This is a genomic window from Helicobacter canis, assembly GCF_900451095.1.
GTDB classification, from domain to species: Bacteria; Campylobacterota; Campylobacteria; order Campylobacterales; family Helicobacteraceae; genus Helicobacter_B; species Helicobacter_B zhangjianzhongii.
In genome coordinates, this window is record NZ_UGHV01000001.1 from 56,914 (window position 1) to 70,830 (window position 13,917).

The following is a 13,917-nucleotide window of genomic DNA, read 5'->3' on the forward strand; positions in this document are numbered from 1 at the left end:
AGACACTGCGCTAGCAGTGGTGTGGCGATCCATAGAATCCGCTTTTTTACTCTTTGGAGCTAAAAATCCCAATACACGCAAAATCCGTATCGTGGAATGGGCTTAAACTTCCGCTCTCATTGCTATCAAATCGCGCCTTGCTAACGGCAAGCAGTCGATCCACGCCTACGATAGTCTTTCTCCCAGAGTCGGCTTCATCGATGTAGAAATCCACCTTATCGCCGCCGACCATAACAAGCGCAGAAGCCCCGATCAACGCCCCGATACTTACAGGCTGACCATTAGCATAGTAGCTAGGAGGGGTTAGCTTCTTGTGGTTTTGGGGGTTGATATTTGCCATATAGTCTGTATCACTTACCTCGCTATTTGGCATACCACTTTGCAGCGGTGTCCATATACCCATATCTAGCACAGGGCAGTTATCTATAAGCCCGATAAGCCCTGTAAAGATCCTATTTTCATCGCCGCGCACGCCTGCTGCTTTTTGCATTTCAATCCATTCAGGATCGTTTTTGAGCTGGTTGCAGGCATAGCTATCAAGTAAAATGATATAGCTATTATGCTCTAGGGATATGCCTTGCACGGAGACTAGATCGCTTTTGATAGGCTTTAGTGGATAGCATTCCTTGCCTTTGTAGTTTATACCTGTTCTAGCCATAAAGATCGCGCGGCGCAGGGCTTGGACATTCATCACATCGCCTTTTTGGATTTTTTTAGTGGCAGTGGCGACATCTGGCTCGCTGCTAGTATCTTTAAAGTTGCTTGTTTGATCGCACACGACACAATTGGTAAAATCTGTAATAAGTGCGGATACTAGTGCCTTATCCCTGCGCAAGCGCATCCAGTCTGTCAAGCTATCGCTGGCTTCTTTGATGAAATCAATTTGCTTTAAAGCGGTGTATTTTTCAATCTCGCTTTTAATGGCATTGGCGATCACTTTTGGATAAGTCGTTTGGCTCATAATCTCTAGTGAGTCGTAGTTGGTATCTAGATCGGCGTTGCCCTCTACTCCTGTGCCTGTCAAAGGGGCTTTAAGCCTTGGGCGGTAGGGCTGGGAGTCTTTCACGGCATAAAATCGCACGCCGCGATCCGCTCCTTTACCAAAAAAGCTTTCAAACGGGCTTTTACTCCAGCTGGCTTTTTCGATCACTCTAGCGATATTTAGCTGGACATTTGGGTCTTCTTTCCAGCCGGCAAAGTTTATGGCATTTAGTGGATTTTGGTAAGACATTGTTACTCCTTTATGTGTGTTTTACGCTTGCGCGCTCCGTGGGCTAATACCGTTCCGTAGGGAGTAGGTCGGCGTTATAGTCTAGGTTGGCACTTGGGGTGGCATTCCCAGCTATGCGGCTTGGTGGCTTCTCTCCACCTTGGCTCCCTTGTGGATTGGCATTTTGCGATAGATAGATTTGCTCTAGTTGTTTGAAAAAGTCATAAGGCTGTAATTGATCTAGCTGTGCTTTTGCCGCGTTTGGGATATAATCCTCATAAAACTGCAAAAGTGTGTTTAAATCCACGCTTGCTTCTTGCTCAAACTTCGCTCTTGCTTGATCGATCTGCCCCATAAGGGACTTTTGATTGATAGAGCCTTGCAGCTCTTGGGCTCTGGCTTGCTTGCTCGCGATATTATCTTGGTAGAATTGATTTTGCATTTGCGCTATTTTTATGAAAAACTGCTCTTTATCTTCATAAAATAAATCTTCTAGCTCTGGTGTGATAAGCTCGCTTGCGTATTTAGCAAAGTTAGCTTCTAAAGCTGCCTCGCTTTGTGCTAGCTCATTTTGCAAGGTCTCTAGCTCTTTTGTCTCTGCGCTTGTATCAAAGGGGCTAGGCTCTTGTGGTGCTTGGGCTTGCTCGGCTAGCTCTTGGCTTGGCTCTTGGGTCTCTACTAGCTCTTGTGGTTCCATAAGTGTCCTTAAGCATTTTCTAAAAAGCGTAATATAAAAAACTTGCCCAAAAGAAAAAAGGGGTAAAGCTTGGGGGTATCAAAGGGGCTATGTCAAAGGGGATTCTCAAAGGCAATGTTGTGGAGAGAGTCTCTCAAAGGATTTGTATGCAAGGATTTTGACTTAATCTATAAAGGAGGCTATGAAGTGTGCAGGGTGTGTGTGGGGACTGCACGGCTGAAGTTGGCTCTCACTTAGACTCTCTCCACGCTTGTAATGCTAGCAGGTTTTAGCCCATTAAAAAGGGGGTAAAGTATGCTACAATGTGGATAAAGGAGTGTGTATGCCGCGCCTTGATGGATTGAAAGAGGATTTAGGGTATTTGAAATTTTGCTTTGGTATAGTTGTTGCGACTTTTTTGGCTCTTGTTGGCTGGATCGCGACAAACTACACCGCTGCTAGTGTGTTATTGTTGGTGTGTGCTTTTGTGTCTGCTGTGATTTTTGCTGGGCTGGCTTTGTTTATCAATGCAAAAATGAGAAAAATCATCGATGAAATTTATCAAAGCAAAAAGGAGTAGCGATGATGTTTATAATTTTTGGCGGGATTTTTTTGTGCTTTTGTGCGCTTGCTTGGAGTATCTATCAAGGTGTGCGCGATAGCGATAAAGCGCACAATTAAAACGCCTTTTGGGCGTGTATGTCTTGCTTGACTTGGGCGATTTTCTCGCTTAATGCTAGCACTAAATGCAAATCCTTTTTTGCCCTAGCTTTGGTCTGCTCGCGGTGCAAATGTGCTAGATATAGATCGCAATAATGCTGATAAAATGCTTCGCTTTCTAGCGGTTGTGTTTGTATAAACTCTTTAAAAATGGATTCGGCTTTTTGCGATAAAGCAGGGAGTTTGTGGCTCGCGGCGTTGATAGACGCTCTAGTCTTATCTCCTTGCTCGCCACTGCACAACCCTACTTTCTCATCAAAAATCCTAGAATCCTGCGCCGTGTTTAGATTTGGGGCGTTGCTCGTTTCTCTGTCATCGCGAGCCGACTTGTCGGCGTGGCGATCCATACTAGAATCCACTTTTTGACTTGCTAAAAATATCCGCACGCTTTTCTCTAGCTCTTTGGGTAAAAAACTCAAATCTAATTCGCTAGCTATATACGCGCATTCCTCACTATGCAAAATACTCGCTATAAAACTACTATAATCATCGTTAGCCTGCTTTGTGGGTAGTCTATCTTGGGTGAAATACTCTTGTGGCACGCCTGTGAGCTTGCACGCGCATTCTAAAAACGCCTGCTTATCGTAGAAGTTTTTACACGCTGCAATCGCGCCTTTTATTTCATTAAACGCGCTTGTTTTGTCTTTATTTTTATACAACCATTTTATAAAAAACTCAAAACCGTTTAAATAGTTAAAATCTAGCTTTTCTCTGGTGGATTCGGCTTTGCTCTCCCACTCTCTGTCATCGCGAGCGGTGCTTGCACCGCGTGGCGATCCATTTTTCACGCTAGAATCCGCTTTTGCGTTTTTATGGATTGCTTCGGTCGCTTCGCTCCCTCGCAATGACGGCTGGGGTTTGTCATCGCGAGCCGACTTGTCGGCGTGGCGATCCATAGCCATCAACGCTTCATTTATATCCTTGCACAATCTCCCCTTAGAATCCTTATTTTTCAGCAGTGCTACCTTCACCCTATAAAATCCGGCTTCAAAGCACACTTTCACCGCCCTAAAGTTTGCCGCCATACCGCTCTTGTCATTATCAAAGCAAAAGATCACTTCACAATCAAGCCTAGTAAGTAGATTTAAATGCTGGATATTGAAAGCTGTCCCCCCTGTGGCTAGCGCGTGTTTATAGCCATTTTCGTGCAGCAGTATGCTATCGATATAGCCTTCGACTACAAAGGCGGCTTTTTGCGCTTGGATCGTGGCTTTGGCATTGCTGTAAAGGTAGAGTATCTGGGCTTTTTTGTAAAAGTAGCTTTCCTTGGAGTTGATATACTTTGGGGCGTTTTTGTTGAAGTTGTAGTGGGGGTGCGTGCGTGCGACAAACGCCACTACTTTATGTTGCGGGTTGCGGATTGCGATTGAGATTCTCTCACGCATAGGGATTGATATTTTGCCCTTTTCATACTCGTTAGCAAAGTTGGATTCTACTAGCTCCCCCGCGCTAAAATTTGCTAGTAAAATCTCCTTGCTTGGCACTAGCCCTATATCATATCGCTCGCATATCTCTTGCGTGATCCCCCTTGAGGCTAGATACTCTACAATCTCTCTATGCTTTTGTAGCTCGGCTTTTGCTAGCTCGTTGATTTTCTCCAGCACTTCGCTAGGACTCTTGCCTACCTTTTGCGCCTTATCATACTCTAGGGCGATATTTGTAAGCTCGCTTAAGCGTTGCAGGGCTTCATTAAAGTCGATTTTCTCATACTCTTTTATGAAGCTTATCACATCGCCCCCCTTGCCGCAGCCAAAGCATTTATACATCCCCTTTACATCGCTTACCACAAAGCTAGGGGACTTCTCACTATGAAAGGGACAGCAGGCTATGAAGTTTGTGCCATTTTTGCGCAAAGGGATATAGCGTTCGATCACGCTTACAATGCTACTACTCTTTAATGCCTCGATATTTGTTACCATATCACACCCAATTTTCTAGCCTTAAGCCTACTACACGCTTAAAGTCTTTACTATCGTTGGTTATAAGCGTTAGATCATTTGCTAGCGCGGTGCTTGCTATAAGCATATCCATAGCCCCTATAAGTGCTTTTCTGCGCTCTAAATCCGCGCGGATTTTGGCATACGCTCCTGCCTCCTTGCTCCCAAACTCTAGCACCTGCAAATGCGCTAAAAACGCGTGCAAAGCTAGCGTGTTGCTCTCTTTAAAGCGTGATTTCTCCACGCCAAAAAACAGCTCCGCCACGCTGATCGCGCTTATGGCTATCTCGCCGAGCTCATATTTGTCAAAGTGGCTTTTTATGCGTTCTGGCTTGTTGTTTAGGATATAGATGCAAATATTTGTATCTAGCATTATTTTTGCCATTCTCGCTCCTGTGCGCTCTCCTGCGTTCGCTCTAGCTTGCCTTGAAAGCTCTCCACCGCGCTAAAGAGATTTTCCCACTTTTTATCGCTTGGGGTTAGCACTATGCTTTCATTGATCTTAGCGATCTCAAACGCACAATCCTTGCTAAGATTTAGCGACTTTGGTAGGCGTATGGCTAGTGAATTGCCACTTTGAAAGACTTTTGCGGTCATTTTTGCTCCTTTAAAGTTGTTACAAATAAGTATATATAAATTTTATAAACTTTTGCGCGTTGGCGTTTCTCCTAGAGTTGCTCGGCGTATGATTTTTGTGATAAAAATGGGGCTTTGCAAGGGCAGACTTGGGATTTACCTTGAGTGGTAATGAGCGCAGACTCGCCGCAGCAATCGCCATTTTTAGCCAAAAAGCATAGTCGCCTATATCGATCTATATCGATACCACCTCTATGATCTTATCCATCTCCACGCTTTCCGTTATCGCCTCTCCCCCCACCTCTATACTCGCAAATTTGCGCGTGTTTGGATCAAAGGCGACTTTCTCTTTGAAGTGCTTGCCTGTTTGCTTGTTTTTTTTCAAGATCACCATTCGGCTATTTTCGCTAAACTCTCTCAAAGCTTCGATCTCTGGCTTGCAGTGTTCTATACGGATTATTATGCTTGCTTCGTGTCCGCCCTTTTTGCTCCCCATAGGATTATCGCGATCGCTCTTAGAAGTTTGCACGATCAAAAAGACTAAAATGCCTAACGAGTGGCACAGCTTGGCTAAAAGGCTAAATTTTAAGCTCTCTTCCTCTTCCATATTTCTGCCATTTGGGCTAGTGATTCTCATCTGTGAGTCGATCAAAAAGACTTTCACGCCCTGCCGATAGAGATTTTTGATATTTTGCGCGATGGTGTAAAGCTCATAGCCCTCGTTTATGATATACATATTATCAAGGTTTGGCGGCTTTCTCTCTGCTTGCTTGGCGCGGATATACTGCTCGATCGTAAATTCAAAGCTAAAAAAGCCTACCTTTGCATAGTGGCTGATATTTTCTAGCACTTGCAGTCCTAGCGTGGTTTTCCCCGCTTCTGGATCGCCACTGATTAGCACAAGTTGCGCTACTTCTATCCCCCCATCAAACACAGAGTCTAAAAAGCCTACCTTTGTCTTAAACTTTGGCTGCTCTGGTCTTGTAGCATAGTAGTCGATCCATTGGGCTAGGTTTTTATACTCATTACTCTCCACGGCACGATCTAGCATTGAGAGATCTAAAAGCGTGTTGTTGTCGCTTGCTTTTATCATCTTTAGCCCATTTGCCTTTTGCATTTTTAGCTTGTAGGCTGTGATAAGCTCTTGGGAGAGATTGACAAAGCTAGAGTTAGGAGCTTTGCTAAAAAGTTCTAGCACATATTCATCGCTTTGCTGCTCTGTGGTTAGAGCGTTCATAAGGCTATGTGTGCTTAGGGCTTTCTTGCCTTGCAGGGTTAAGATTTTCTCCAAAATCACGCTGCCCTTTTGGCTAAAGACTTGGCGCGGCGTGATCGCTAGAAACTCATCAATATCCTCTTTATAATGCACCATCGAGAGTAAAATCTCTTGCTCTAGGCTCTCTAAAGTATCCATTCTAGCTCCCTTTCTTTGACTTCTTTTTTGTAAAAATACATTGATAGCAGGTATTGCTCCTCGTATCTGCTGCCCTTATATCGCTGTATCTTTGCCGTGCTAGCCCTTTTGCCCGCCTGCTCCCAGAAAAGCATTTTTAGCAAGTCTAAGAAGTCATTATCATTGATAAATCGCTTCTTGCTATGCAGTATCTTGGCACTTAAAACTTCTAGCTCACTCTCATTCGCGCTATTGATAAAGCCATTTAGATTTTGGCAAAAATACTCGCTTAGGGTTATGTTGCTTTGGGATTGCAAAAAATTGACAAAGTCTTGTTTTTTCATAGTTTGATCCTTTCTCGCGTTGTCTTTTGCGCGCTTTTGCTAGATTCTACGGCGCGGGCTTGCTCATTATCGCCTAGATAAATCCCTTCGCCCGCGCCTTGAAAGCTAGCAAAATCATCGCAAAATACTTCCGCTTGCGTGGTATGGTTGGGATTTGCTGCTTTGCTTGTTTCTCTGTCATCGCGAGCGGATTTATCCGCGTGGCGATCCATACTAGAATCCGCTTTTGGTGTGTTTATGGATTGCCACGCCACTGCTAGCGCAGTGTCTCGCAATGACGCTAAAATCGCGTTTTTCCTAGAATCCACTTTTTTCATTTTTGGCTCCTTGTGTAGAATATTTCTAATGCGTTTTTAATCGCGTTTAATTGTGCTTCGCACGCCTTATCTTTGGTATGCGTATTTATATAGCGCGTCACTACTCTCTCGCGTATCTCTTGGGCTTTTGCTTGGTAGGCTACTATGTCTAGCTTATCTTGTAGTATTTGCTTATTTTGCGTATCTAGGAGTGTGCTGGCGTTTGCTAGCTCGCCTTTAAGCCTTGCTATCTCTTTGCCTTGCGTGTAGTTCCATACGCTAAGGGTGGAGATAAAGCCTAGCAGAGCAATAAACGCGATTGATACGGCTATAATCGTTGCTTTACTCATTCTGCCCCCTTAGCTCTGCGTTCTCGTGTATATTCCCTATGACTTCCACACACTCTAGCTTATTGTCTTTGTAGCCATTGTCTCTGTTATCATATATGCCTTGTAGTCTTGTGCCACAATCCACTTGGAATTCTTTCTCAATGCTTGGGTGTATGATGTAGAATGTGCTTTCTGCATATATCACTTCTAGCGGTTTTGTGTATTTTCTATATTTCACCATATCGCCGACATAGATTTTTTTACCATTCTTATCATAAAATCCACTCCATAGCTCTACTTCTGCATCATCGCTGAATCCACTAAGCCCCATATATTTTTTAACTACATCTCCAGCATACTTTTGCCCATTGTCCCAAATCCTAAAATCAAAGTCTTTTAGCTTCATCGCTTCTCCTTTTGCGCTTTGCTCTCTAGCTTCTTTACTCTCTCTGCTAGCTCTTGTATTGCCACCATTGCTAGTTGCTGATTCTGTGCTAGATTATTATTTGACTCTGTGAGCCTAGCGATTACTTCTTGCATTTCTTGTAGTTGCTTTGCTTGGGATTCTGTCATTTTTGCTCCTTTGTAAAAAATAAGTTCGTTTCTTGCAAATACTTCGCTAGCCTAGTAAGCTCTTGGATCAAAAAGGCGTTTTTGCTCTTGTTTTGCTTCTTGGCATACTTTCTTAGCTTTGTGATATTTGCTTGTCGCATTTTGAACTTTTTGCGGTGCTTTCCTTGCATAGATTCTCCTTGTGGCTAGTTTTAGGGCTTTGTCATAAGGCTTTAGGTGTGCGTTGATCGCCCACTCGATCACTTCGCTGCGGCTGATGTGATAGCTTGTGGCGACTACTTGGATAAAGCCTAGGATCTCATCGCTCAAATAAAAGCTGGGGCTATGGATTTTCTCACTAAGCATTTATGCTCCTTTTTCTGTCATCGCGAGCCGCGATAGCGTCGTGGCGATCCATAAATTTTGCGCTAGCAAAATACGCTTCCCTAGAATCCGCTTTTGGTGTGTTTATGGATTGCCACGCGGTGCAAGCACCGCTCGCAATGACAAAAGGGGCATTTCTCCTAGAATCCACTTTTATTTCACGCATAGAACAGCCTTTCCGCCGAGATTTTTAGGCATTTTTGGCGTTAGTCTCGTGTGATTTGTGGATTCTACGGCGTGGGCGTTTCCGTCATCGCGAGCGGCTCCCCCCACCCTGTCATCGCGAGCGGATTTATCCGCGTGGCGATCCACTTTTATGGATTGCTTCGTTTCACTCGCAATGACGGGGAATAATCCTTGCCAGCCCATATCCACGCTCTTTTCAATCACGGCGCATATATCTTGCCCCTGCTCTTTTAGTCGTTGTATCTTGCGTAGTTGAAAGTCGATTTGACTAGGCTTTAATCGTGCTTTGCTGGATTCTTGCTTATAACGGATCCAAAGCTTTATCGCTTCTTGCTCTTTTTCGTTAAAGGCTTTTAAGTCTAAAAAGCTTGCAAGATCTTTTGCTTTCTCGCGCGTGCGTTTAGAACTACTATCTTTATAAGAATCTTGTAAAAGATTCTTATTTATAGTGCGCAAATTTTGCGCATTTTTATTAGGCGTTATCTCACTACTAGGATCCGCTTTTTTATCGTCATCGCGAGCCTTGCTCTGCAAGGCGTGGCGATCCATACTAGAATCCACTTTTTCATTATGGATTGCTTCGGTCGCTTCGCTCCCTCGCAATGACCCCCTAGCAAAGCACAGATTCAATAAATAGCGTTGTGTTTCTGTCTGCACGATCAGCACGCGCCTTTTCCTTGGCACGCTGACATCTTTTGCCACGCTTGAAGTGAAGTTTGCTACCTCTTGGGGTTCATCGACATAAGGATACTCATAAAAGCCCTCTTCTAGATCATAGGTATTTGCCTCCCTCTCCACACCTTTAAAGACCTTTATCGCCCGAGTATTAGTAAAAATCTCTCGCAAATACTTGCGGCAAGAATTAGGGCTTATCATTAGCTGCTTTGCGATATGACTCACACTTAGCTTCCACTCTTTAGGGAGTGTGTAGATATAGCTTGCCACGCCTATGGCTTGCAGACTTAGCCCGCAATGCCACATATCCGCAGGGATTAGGTGATTGATCCTGCCGTATTTTAATTCTATTTGCTTATTTTGGTAGTAGATTGTTTTACTCATTTTATGCTCCTTCTCGCGTTGTCTTTTCTGCGCTTTCTCTGTCATCGCGAGCCGACTTGTCGGCGTGGCGATCCATTAACCTAAAATCCATTATCCACCTCCCCTATGCTTAAGAGCATTTCTAGCCCTACTTCTTTCTCACACTCTTGGCACTCACACCTAAGCTCTTTGATCTCATCTTGCTCTAGGTAGTCAAACTCATTTTCTAGCTTGGTGGTTATTTCATTTTCACGCCCACAAAAAGGGCAGTCAAATATCAAGATCATCTCACACTCCTTTCTCGCGTTGTCTTTTCTGCGCTTTTTGTGGATTCTGCGCGGTGGGCTTGCTCATTTACGCCGAGTAAAATCCCTTCGCCCACCGCTTGAAAACCCCAAAAATCGCTAGAAAATCCTGCCGCTTGCGTGGTTGGCTTAGAATTGTTGCTTGCTCTGTCATCGCGAGCGGATTTATCCGCGTGGCGATCCATAAACACACTAGAATCCACTTTTATCATTCTTGCTCCTTTACAAAATCTCGCGCAAAACTAGCACATAAACAATCACACCTAGCACCATAAACACTAGGTAATCACTCACAACCAAAGCCCCTTTTTTCCTTAAGTAGTCAAAGAGTTTTTTCATTTTCACACCTTTCTCGTTTCTCTGTCATCGCGAGCCTTGCCCTGCAAGGCGTGGCGATCCATTTTCACACTAGAATCCGCGTTTGGTGCTTTATGGATTGCTTCGGTCGCTTCGCTCCCTCGCAATGACACTAAAATCGCGTTTTTACTAGAATCCACTTTTTTCATTTCTCGCTCCTTTTATTTTTTCGCCGATTTTTCCGCAGACTCTCTGTCCGCCTTTATCCCGTTTTGGGATTCTAGGATTTGGGTGATTAAATCGTGGCTTTGCAAGGCGAGCGCGGAGATAAGGCTGGGTCGCCTATCGCACAAGCGAGCCGCAGCAATCCACGATTTAAGCCCCAAAGCCGAATCCCCCAAGCCTAAAGCCCACAAAGGTTGCCCTCTCCCGCTTTTGCGGCATATACTTCACATAGTGGGTGAATGTCGTATGCAGCGAGCTATGCCCCAGCATCGCACTTATCCACAGCGGCTCCTCTCCATTTACTAACATCATCGTGGCAAAGCTATGGCGCGTTTGATACAGCACGCGAGCTTCTAGCCCACACATCGCCAAAGCTTGCTTCCAGCGGACTGCAAGTTCTTTTTCATCAAGGGTGAAAAGCCGATTATGCTTACGCTTTAGAGTCGCTCTTAAAGCGATTTGACTCTGCAGGGCTAGCTTGGCATTTTCTAGTAGGTCGATATATCTAGCCTTGCCTGTTTTGGTGGTGCTTATGGCATTTCTTAGCCGCTCTTTTGACTTGCAGATATAGACTTTGTCATTTTCTAGGTCTATATCGCTTACCTCTAGGGCTAGGATCTCTCCTAGCCTAGCCCCGCTAAAGATCGCAAAGCCTAGATAATTTCTCACTTCTAGCCACTTTTTATCATCTCTTGCTAGACACTCACACGCCCTTAGCACTGCTTCTGCCTCTTGTAGATTTAGCGGCTTTATATCTGGCTCTTTTAGGGCTAGCTTTCTATGCCTTTGGACGATGATATTATTGCTAAGCACGCCAGCTTCCTTAGCATAGGCGATAAGGCGATTTAGCATATCGATTTGCTCCTTTGCCATATCGCGCACGATTTGCTCATAGCCAGCTTGATTTAGCAGGCTTATTTCATAAGGGATTTTTTGGGCGATTAACCTTAGGTGGCTTTCATATCGCTTTAGGCTTTGAGGCTTCAAATGCCCACATCTAGTGCGCAAAAAGCTCTCCCCTAGTGTCTGTATATCTGCTAGGTTTTCAAGCTTTGTGCTTGTAGCCCTTAGGCTTGCCTTTTGCCCTTGTAAGAAGCTTATGCAAAGCTCTTTTATACGGCTTGCTATATCTGCTAGGCTTTCTTGCTTATATGGCTCCCCAGAGCTAAAGCGCAGCCGCCCTAGGCTGGTGTTGCAGTCGATATAGGCGATGCCGTTGCGATCTCGTATATGAGACTTTTTAATGTGTAGATTGTCCATTTAATCTCCTTTGTAGATTCGGTCTTGGGTAGGCAATGCGGCAGTGTTGCAAACTTTGTGAAAGGCACGATCGCCAAGATCGCTAACCTTCCCCAAAGTTTGCAAAGCTCCCACAGCCCCACCGCAACTCCTAGAATCTTGTTGAAAAAATAAGTTTCTGTCATTGCGAGATTTTGCGCTAGCAAAATCGTGGCAATCCATAAACACACTAGAATCCACTTTTTTATTGTCATCGCGAGCCTTGCTCTGCAAGGCGTGGCGATCCATACTAAATTTCCACATTTTTATCTCCTTCATCTTTTCTAGAACGCGCTTTTGCAATGCGCTCTGACCCCCACTCCAAAAAGCGCAAAAAATAATAAATAAGTGCGAGAAAAATCACTACTTTAACACCACTGCTAACCCCACTCATAAATATTTCAAACAGCCTATCATCATTCATTTTTGACCTCCTTTTTTTGTATAATTCACCATCACAAAAGGAGTTTTTATGATGCCTATGGTCATAGATAGCGGGACTTTTTTCTTAGGTTTTGTTGTTGGTGTATTTTTTGCTCTGGGAGGCTTATGGATTGTCAATATTGTCTTAAAGCTTATTGGTAAAAAGCCTATAATTTTACACATACAAGCACACGATGAAAAGCTTTTAGAATCCATAGAATCTTTTAAACGATCTGCCACAGGTTCCCACGATCTCACACCTATTTTAGAAGCCCTGCAAGAGCTTAAATCCAAGCAAGAGCTAGAGAGCCAAGCCCTAGAATCCTTGAAAAAAGACTTAGAAAAGCAGCAGCAAACCCTGCACAATTTATCCCAAAGCCTAGAATCCATAAAAGACCAAATCAAACCCTTTGAGCCACCTTTACCCACACAACGCTGGTAGCTAGAATCCACTTTTTTAGTATGGATCGCCACGCGGATAAATCCGCTCGCGATGACAAAAAAGGCGTTTTGGATTCTAACGCCGCTTGATTCTAAGATTTTGCGCAAATTTGGGGGTAGTTGGTGGCTGGATTCTAAGATTTTGGAGATAGAATCGTGGCTTTGCAAGGCGAGCGCGGAGATAAGGCTGGATCGCCTATCGCACAAGCGAGCCGCAGCAATCCGCGATTCTAGCCCAAAAGCTGAATCCCACACCCACATTACACACCTCCTAGATAGTAGGGCATATCCCCCCCACACATCACCGCCCTTTCCCTTCTCCACGCTCTATCTAAGTTTTTAAGCGATCGCACAAAATCACGCAGATAAGAGCTTATAAGCCAACCCCAGTCGCTAGGTATGTAGTTTTCTACCTGCGATCGCCCCTCCCACCACTCTTCATCGATCCGCACTATCCCACTCCGATCAAGCCACAGATACGCCACACACACGCTAAGCACATCATCAAGTTTTAGCCGCACTTTTAGCTTTTTAAACCCTAGCTGATCAAGCTGCGCCCAAGCCTTTGGCATAGACTCTAGCTCTTTTAAGTAGGCTTTGGCTTCTTGCGTGCTATCTAGTGTTACAAAGACATCGCCATTTTGATCTATGATTTCCACTTGAAAATCATCGTTTAAATGCTGCTCTAGGGTTTTCACTTTCAAACCTAGTCGTTCTAAATTACACATACAATCTCCTTTGAAGTTGGTGTCGTAGGTCGTGTTATTTGAGAGCTGCGAGTCAATAGTGCAAGAGATTCAGTCTTGGGCGAGCAATGCGCGTGATTTTAAGGATTTTGGGACAACCGCAGACCATTAGTCTAGCTCTGCCCCAAAATCCTTAAAAAACAAGCCCAGCCCCACCGCAAAACCAGCGAAGCGGTGCAAGGCGAAGCCGCAGCAGGTTTCTTTAGTAATGCTTAGAATCTTGTTTGAAGCAAAGCCCAGCTGTCATCGCGAGCAAGCGCGGTAGCGATTGCGTGGCGATCCACACTTTGGGCTAGAATCCTTTGCTTGCTCGTTTAGATTTTGAGCGTTACTTGCAACTAGAATCCAGCGCGGTGGGCTTGCTCATTTACGCCTAGTAAAATCCCTGCGCCCACGCCTTGAAAACAAGGGACACCGCTCGGCGCAAGCCGATGTTTCTTTAGAAAACCCCCAAAACGAAGTTTCTTTAGAAAATCATCGGCAAATCCTTCCGCCTGCGTGCTTGGCTTGGCTAGAATCCAGCGCGGTGCTTAGATTTAACGCGCTTCTTTTTTTCCGTCA

At 44.6% G+C, this 13,917-nt stretch carries 25 protein-coding genes; 3 read left to right on the top strand and 22 right to left on the bottom strand.

From position 1 onward, the window contains the following. Positions 1-46: 46 nt before the first annotated feature. The gene (locus DX060_RS00330) at positions 47-1,231 is read right to left on the bottom strand and encodes a phage capsid family protein (protein ID WP_115010581.1); all 1,185 of its coding nucleotides are present in this window, start codon (positions 1,229-1,231) and stop codon (positions 47-49) included. A gap of 43 nt (positions 1,232-1,274) precedes the next feature. Beyond that, positions 1,275-1,907 (bottom strand): hypothetical protein, encoded by a 633-nt coding sequence (locus DX060_RS00335; protein ID WP_115010582.1) that lies wholly within the window; start codon positions 1,905-1,907, stop codon positions 1,275-1,277. 69 nt (positions 1,908-1,976) lie between these two features. Here DX060_RS00335 and DX060_RS11010 point away from each other — a divergent pair, with 69 nt between their 5' ends. Together DX060_RS11010 and DX060_RS00340 are read left to right on the top strand one after the other, a co-directional pair. Beyond that, the gene (locus DX060_RS11010) at positions 1,977-2,144 is read left to right on the top strand and encodes a hypothetical protein (RefSeq protein ID WP_181814102.1); all 168 of its coding nucleotides are present in this window, start codon (positions 1,977-1,979) and stop codon (positions 2,142-2,144) included. Positions 2,145-2,229: 85 nt separating this feature from the next. Further along, positions 2,230-2,466, top strand: a complete 237-nt coding sequence (locus tag DX060_RS00340) for a hypothetical protein (protein ID WP_115010583.1) — start codon at positions 2,230-2,232, stop codon at positions 2,464-2,466. Positions 2,467-2,563: 97 nt separating this feature from the next. On the opposite strand, the gene dnaG is transcribed toward DX060_RS00340, so the two are convergent. The 19 genes from dnaG to DX060_RS11025 form a co-directional block, all read right to left on the bottom strand. Next, positions 2,564-4,525: a DNA primase gene (gene dnaG / locus DX060_RS00345; RefSeq protein ID WP_115010584.1), complete on the bottom strand. Its 1,962-nt coding sequence runs from the start codon at positions 4,523-4,525 to the stop codon at positions 2,564-2,566. 1 nt (position 4,526) lies between these two features. Continuing rightward, positions 4,527-4,928 (bottom strand): type II toxin-antitoxin system tRNA(fMet)-specific endonuclease VapC, encoded by a 402-nt coding sequence (gene vapC / locus DX060_RS00350; protein ID WP_115010585.1) that lies wholly within the window; start codon positions 4,926-4,928, stop codon positions 4,527-4,529. Continuing rightward, positions 4,916-5,140, bottom strand: a complete 225-nt coding sequence (locus tag DX060_RS00355; RefSeq protein WP_115010586.1) for an antitoxin — start codon at positions 5,138-5,140, stop codon at positions 4,916-4,918. Before DX060_RS00355 ends, vapC begins: the two co-directional genes overlap by 13 nt. Positions 5,141-5,354: 214 nt before the next feature. After that, positions 5,355-6,533, bottom strand: a complete 1,179-nt coding sequence (locus DX060_RS00360; protein ID WP_115010587.1) for an ATPase domain-containing protein — start codon at positions 6,531-6,533, stop codon at positions 5,355-5,357. After that, positions 6,521-6,856, bottom strand: coding sequence for a hypothetical protein (locus tag DX060_RS00365; protein ID WP_115010588.1), 336 nt, complete (start codon positions 6,854-6,856; stop codon positions 6,521-6,523). Before DX060_RS00365 ends, DX060_RS00360 begins: the two co-directional genes overlap by 13 nt. Further along, entirely contained in the window at positions 6,853-7,173 is a 321-nt protein-coding gene (locus tag DX060_RS00370) for a hypothetical protein (RefSeq protein ID WP_115010589.1), read from the bottom strand. The genes DX060_RS00365 and DX060_RS00370 overlap by 4 nt, the downstream gene beginning before the upstream one ends. Beyond that, complete coding sequence (locus DX060_RS00375; RefSeq protein ID WP_115010590.1) at positions 7,170-7,502, bottom strand: hypothetical protein; 333 nt, start codon at positions 7,500-7,502, stop codon at positions 7,170-7,172. The genes DX060_RS00370 and DX060_RS00375 overlap by 4 nt, the downstream gene beginning before the upstream one ends. After that, positions 7,495-7,887 carry a YopX family protein gene (locus tag DX060_RS00380; RefSeq protein ID WP_115010591.1) on the bottom strand — a complete coding sequence of 131 codons (393 nt, stop codon included), beginning with the start codon at positions 7,885-7,887 and terminating at the stop codon, positions 7,495-7,497. The genes DX060_RS00375 and DX060_RS00380 overlap by 8 nt, the downstream gene beginning before the upstream one ends. Further along, positions 7,884-8,054: a hypothetical protein gene (locus tag DX060_RS11015; RefSeq protein WP_181814103.1), complete on the bottom strand. Its 171-nt coding sequence runs from the start codon at positions 8,052-8,054 to the stop codon at positions 7,884-7,886. Before DX060_RS11015 ends, DX060_RS00380 begins: the two co-directional genes overlap by 4 nt. Before the next feature lie 51 nt (positions 8,055-8,105). Further along, positions 8,106-8,399, bottom strand: a complete 294-nt coding sequence (locus DX060_RS00385; protein ID WP_115010592.1) for a hypothetical protein — start codon at positions 8,397-8,399, stop codon at positions 8,106-8,108. Beyond that, positions 8,392-8,583, bottom strand: coding sequence for a hypothetical protein (locus tag DX060_RS00390; protein ID WP_115010593.1), 192 nt, complete (start codon positions 8,581-8,583; stop codon positions 8,392-8,394). Before DX060_RS00390 ends, DX060_RS00385 begins: the two co-directional genes overlap by 8 nt. Beyond that, a complete protein-coding gene (locus DX060_RS00395) occupies positions 8,571-9,662 on the bottom strand; it encodes a hypothetical protein (RefSeq protein WP_115010594.1) in 1,092 nt (363 codons plus the stop codon). Before DX060_RS00395 ends, DX060_RS00390 begins: the two co-directional genes overlap by 13 nt. 80 nt (positions 9,663-9,742) lie before the next feature. Beyond that, positions 9,743-9,928: a hypothetical protein gene (locus tag DX060_RS00400; protein ID WP_115010595.1), complete on the bottom strand. Its 186-nt coding sequence runs from the start codon at positions 9,926-9,928 to the stop codon at positions 9,743-9,745. Next, the gene (locus tag DX060_RS00405) at positions 9,925-10,158 is read right to left on the bottom strand and encodes a hypothetical protein (RefSeq protein ID WP_115010596.1); all 234 of its coding nucleotides are present in this window, start codon (positions 10,156-10,158) and stop codon (positions 9,925-9,927) included. The genes DX060_RS00400 and DX060_RS00405 overlap by 4 nt, the downstream gene beginning before the upstream one ends. A 129-nt stretch (positions 10,159-10,287) precedes the next feature. Next, positions 10,288-10,452: a hypothetical protein gene (locus DX060_RS11020; protein ID WP_181814104.1), complete on the bottom strand. Its 165-nt coding sequence runs from the start codon at positions 10,450-10,452 to the stop codon at positions 10,288-10,290. Between the two features lie 12 nt (positions 10,453-10,464). Continuing rightward, positions 10,465-10,659, bottom strand: a complete 195-nt coding sequence (locus DX060_RS10770) for a hypothetical protein (RefSeq protein ID WP_147278727.1) — start codon at positions 10,657-10,659, stop codon at positions 10,465-10,467. Continuing rightward, on the bottom strand, positions 10,619-11,728 hold the full coding sequence (locus DX060_RS00410) for a tyrosine-type recombinase/integrase (protein ID WP_115010597.1): 1,110 nt from the start codon (positions 11,726-11,728) through the stop codon (positions 10,619-10,621). The genes DX060_RS10770 and DX060_RS00410 overlap by 41 nt, the downstream gene beginning before the upstream one ends. Then, entirely contained in the window at positions 11,729-12,010 is a 282-nt protein-coding gene (locus DX060_RS10775; protein ID WP_147278728.1) for a hypothetical protein, read from the bottom strand. Beyond that, positions 11,997-12,170, bottom strand: a complete 174-nt coding sequence (locus DX060_RS11025; RefSeq protein ID WP_181814105.1) for a hypothetical protein — start codon at positions 12,168-12,170, stop codon at positions 11,997-11,999. The genes DX060_RS10775 and DX060_RS11025 overlap by 14 nt, the downstream gene beginning before the upstream one ends. Before the next feature lie 48 nt (positions 12,171-12,218). Here DX060_RS11025 and DX060_RS00415 point away from each other — a divergent pair, with 48 nt between their 5' ends. Continuing rightward, positions 12,219-12,611: a hypothetical protein gene (locus tag DX060_RS00415; RefSeq protein ID WP_115010598.1), complete on the top strand. Its 393-nt coding sequence runs from the start codon at positions 12,219-12,221 to the stop codon at positions 12,609-12,611. A 259-nt stretch (positions 12,612-12,870) separates the two neighbouring features. Here DX060_RS00415 and DX060_RS00420 read toward each other — a convergent pair whose 3' ends face one another. Further along, positions 12,871-13,338, bottom strand: coding sequence for a hypothetical protein (locus DX060_RS00420; RefSeq protein WP_115010599.1), 468 nt, complete (start codon positions 13,336-13,338; stop codon positions 12,871-12,873). Between the last annotated feature and the right edge of the window lie 579 nt (positions 13,339-13,917).

Excerpts from the sequence above, each read along its gene's own strand:
- DX060_RS00330 (WP_115010581.1), bottom strand. The coding sequence starts at position 1,231 with ATGTCTTACCAAAATCCACTAAATGCCATAAACTTTGCCGGCTGGAAA.
- DX060_RS00335 (WP_115010582.1), bottom strand. The coding sequence starts at position 1,907 with ATGGAACCACAAGAGCTAGTAGAGACCCAAGAGCCAAGCCAAGAGCTA.
- DX060_RS00340 (WP_115010583.1), top strand. The coding sequence starts at position 2,230 with ATGCCGCGCCTTGATGGATTGAAAGAGGATTTAGGGTATTTGAAATTT.
- dnaG (WP_115010584.1), bottom strand. The coding sequence starts at position 4,525 with ATGGTAACAAATATCGAGGCATTAAAGAGTAGTAGCATTGTAAGCGTG.
- vapC (WP_115010585.1), bottom strand. The coding sequence starts at position 4,928 with ATGGCAAAAATAATGCTAGATACAAATATTTGCATCTATATCCTAAAC.
- DX060_RS00355 (WP_115010586.1), bottom strand. The coding sequence starts at position 5,140 with ATGACCGCAAAAGTCTTTCAAAGTGGCAATTCACTAGCCATACGCCTA.
- DX060_RS00360 (WP_115010587.1), bottom strand. The coding sequence starts at position 6,533 with ATGGATACTTTAGAGAGCCTAGAGCAAGAGATTTTACTCTCGATGGTG.
- DX060_RS00365 (WP_115010588.1), bottom strand. The coding sequence starts at position 6,856 with ATGAAAAAACAAGACTTTGTCAATTTTTTGCAATCCCAAAGCAACATA.
- DX060_RS00370 (WP_115010589.1), bottom strand. The coding sequence starts at position 7,173 with ATGAAAAAAGTGGATTCTAGGAAAAACGCGATTTTAGCGTCATTGCGA.
- DX060_RS00375 (WP_115010590.1), bottom strand. The coding sequence starts at position 7,502 with ATGAGTAAAGCAACGATTATAGCCGTATCAATCGCGTTTATTGCTCTG.
- DX060_RS00380 (WP_115010591.1), bottom strand. The coding sequence starts at position 7,887 with ATGAAGCTAAAAGACTTTGATTTTAGGATTTGGGACAATGGGCAAAAG.
- DX060_RS11015 (WP_181814103.1), bottom strand. The coding sequence starts at position 8,054 with ATGACAGAATCCCAAGCAAAGCAACTACAAGAAATGCAAGAAGTAATC.
- DX060_RS00385 (WP_115010592.1), bottom strand. The coding sequence starts at position 8,399 with ATGCTTAGTGAGAAAATCCATAGCCCCAGCTTTTATTTGAGCGATGAG.
- DX060_RS00390 (WP_115010593.1), bottom strand. The coding sequence starts at position 8,583 with ATGCGTGAAATAAAAGTGGATTCTAGGAGAAATGCCCCTTTTGTCATT.
- DX060_RS00395 (WP_115010594.1), bottom strand. The coding sequence starts at position 9,662 with ATGAGTAAAACAATCTACTACCAAAATAAGCAAATAGAATTAAAATAC.
- DX060_RS00400 (WP_115010595.1), bottom strand. The coding sequence starts at position 9,928 with ATGATCTTGATATTTGACTGCCCTTTTTGTGGGCGTGAAAATGAAATA.
- DX060_RS00405 (WP_115010596.1), bottom strand. The coding sequence starts at position 10,158 with ATGATAAAAGTGGATTCTAGTGTGTTTATGGATCGCCACGCGGATAAA.
- DX060_RS11020 (WP_181814104.1), bottom strand. The coding sequence starts at position 10,452 with ATGAAAAAAGTGGATTCTAGTAAAAACGCGATTTTAGTGTCATTGCGA.
- DX060_RS00410 (WP_115010597.1), bottom strand. The coding sequence starts at position 11,728 with ATGGACAATCTACACATTAAAAAGTCTCATATACGAGATCGCAACGGC.
- DX060_RS10775 (WP_147278728.1), bottom strand. The coding sequence starts at position 12,010 with ATGTGGAAATTTAGTATGGATCGCCACGCCTTGCAGAGCAAGGCTCGC.
- DX060_RS11025 (WP_181814105.1), bottom strand. The coding sequence starts at position 12,170 with ATGAATGATGATAGGCTGTTTGAAATATTTATGAGTGGGGTTAGCAGT.
- DX060_RS00415 (WP_115010598.1), top strand. The coding sequence starts at position 12,219 with ATGATGCCTATGGTCATAGATAGCGGGACTTTTTTCTTAGGTTTTGTT.
- DX060_RS00420 (WP_115010599.1), bottom strand. The coding sequence starts at position 13,338 with ATGTGTAATTTAGAACGACTAGGTTTGAAAGTGAAAACCCTAGAGCAG.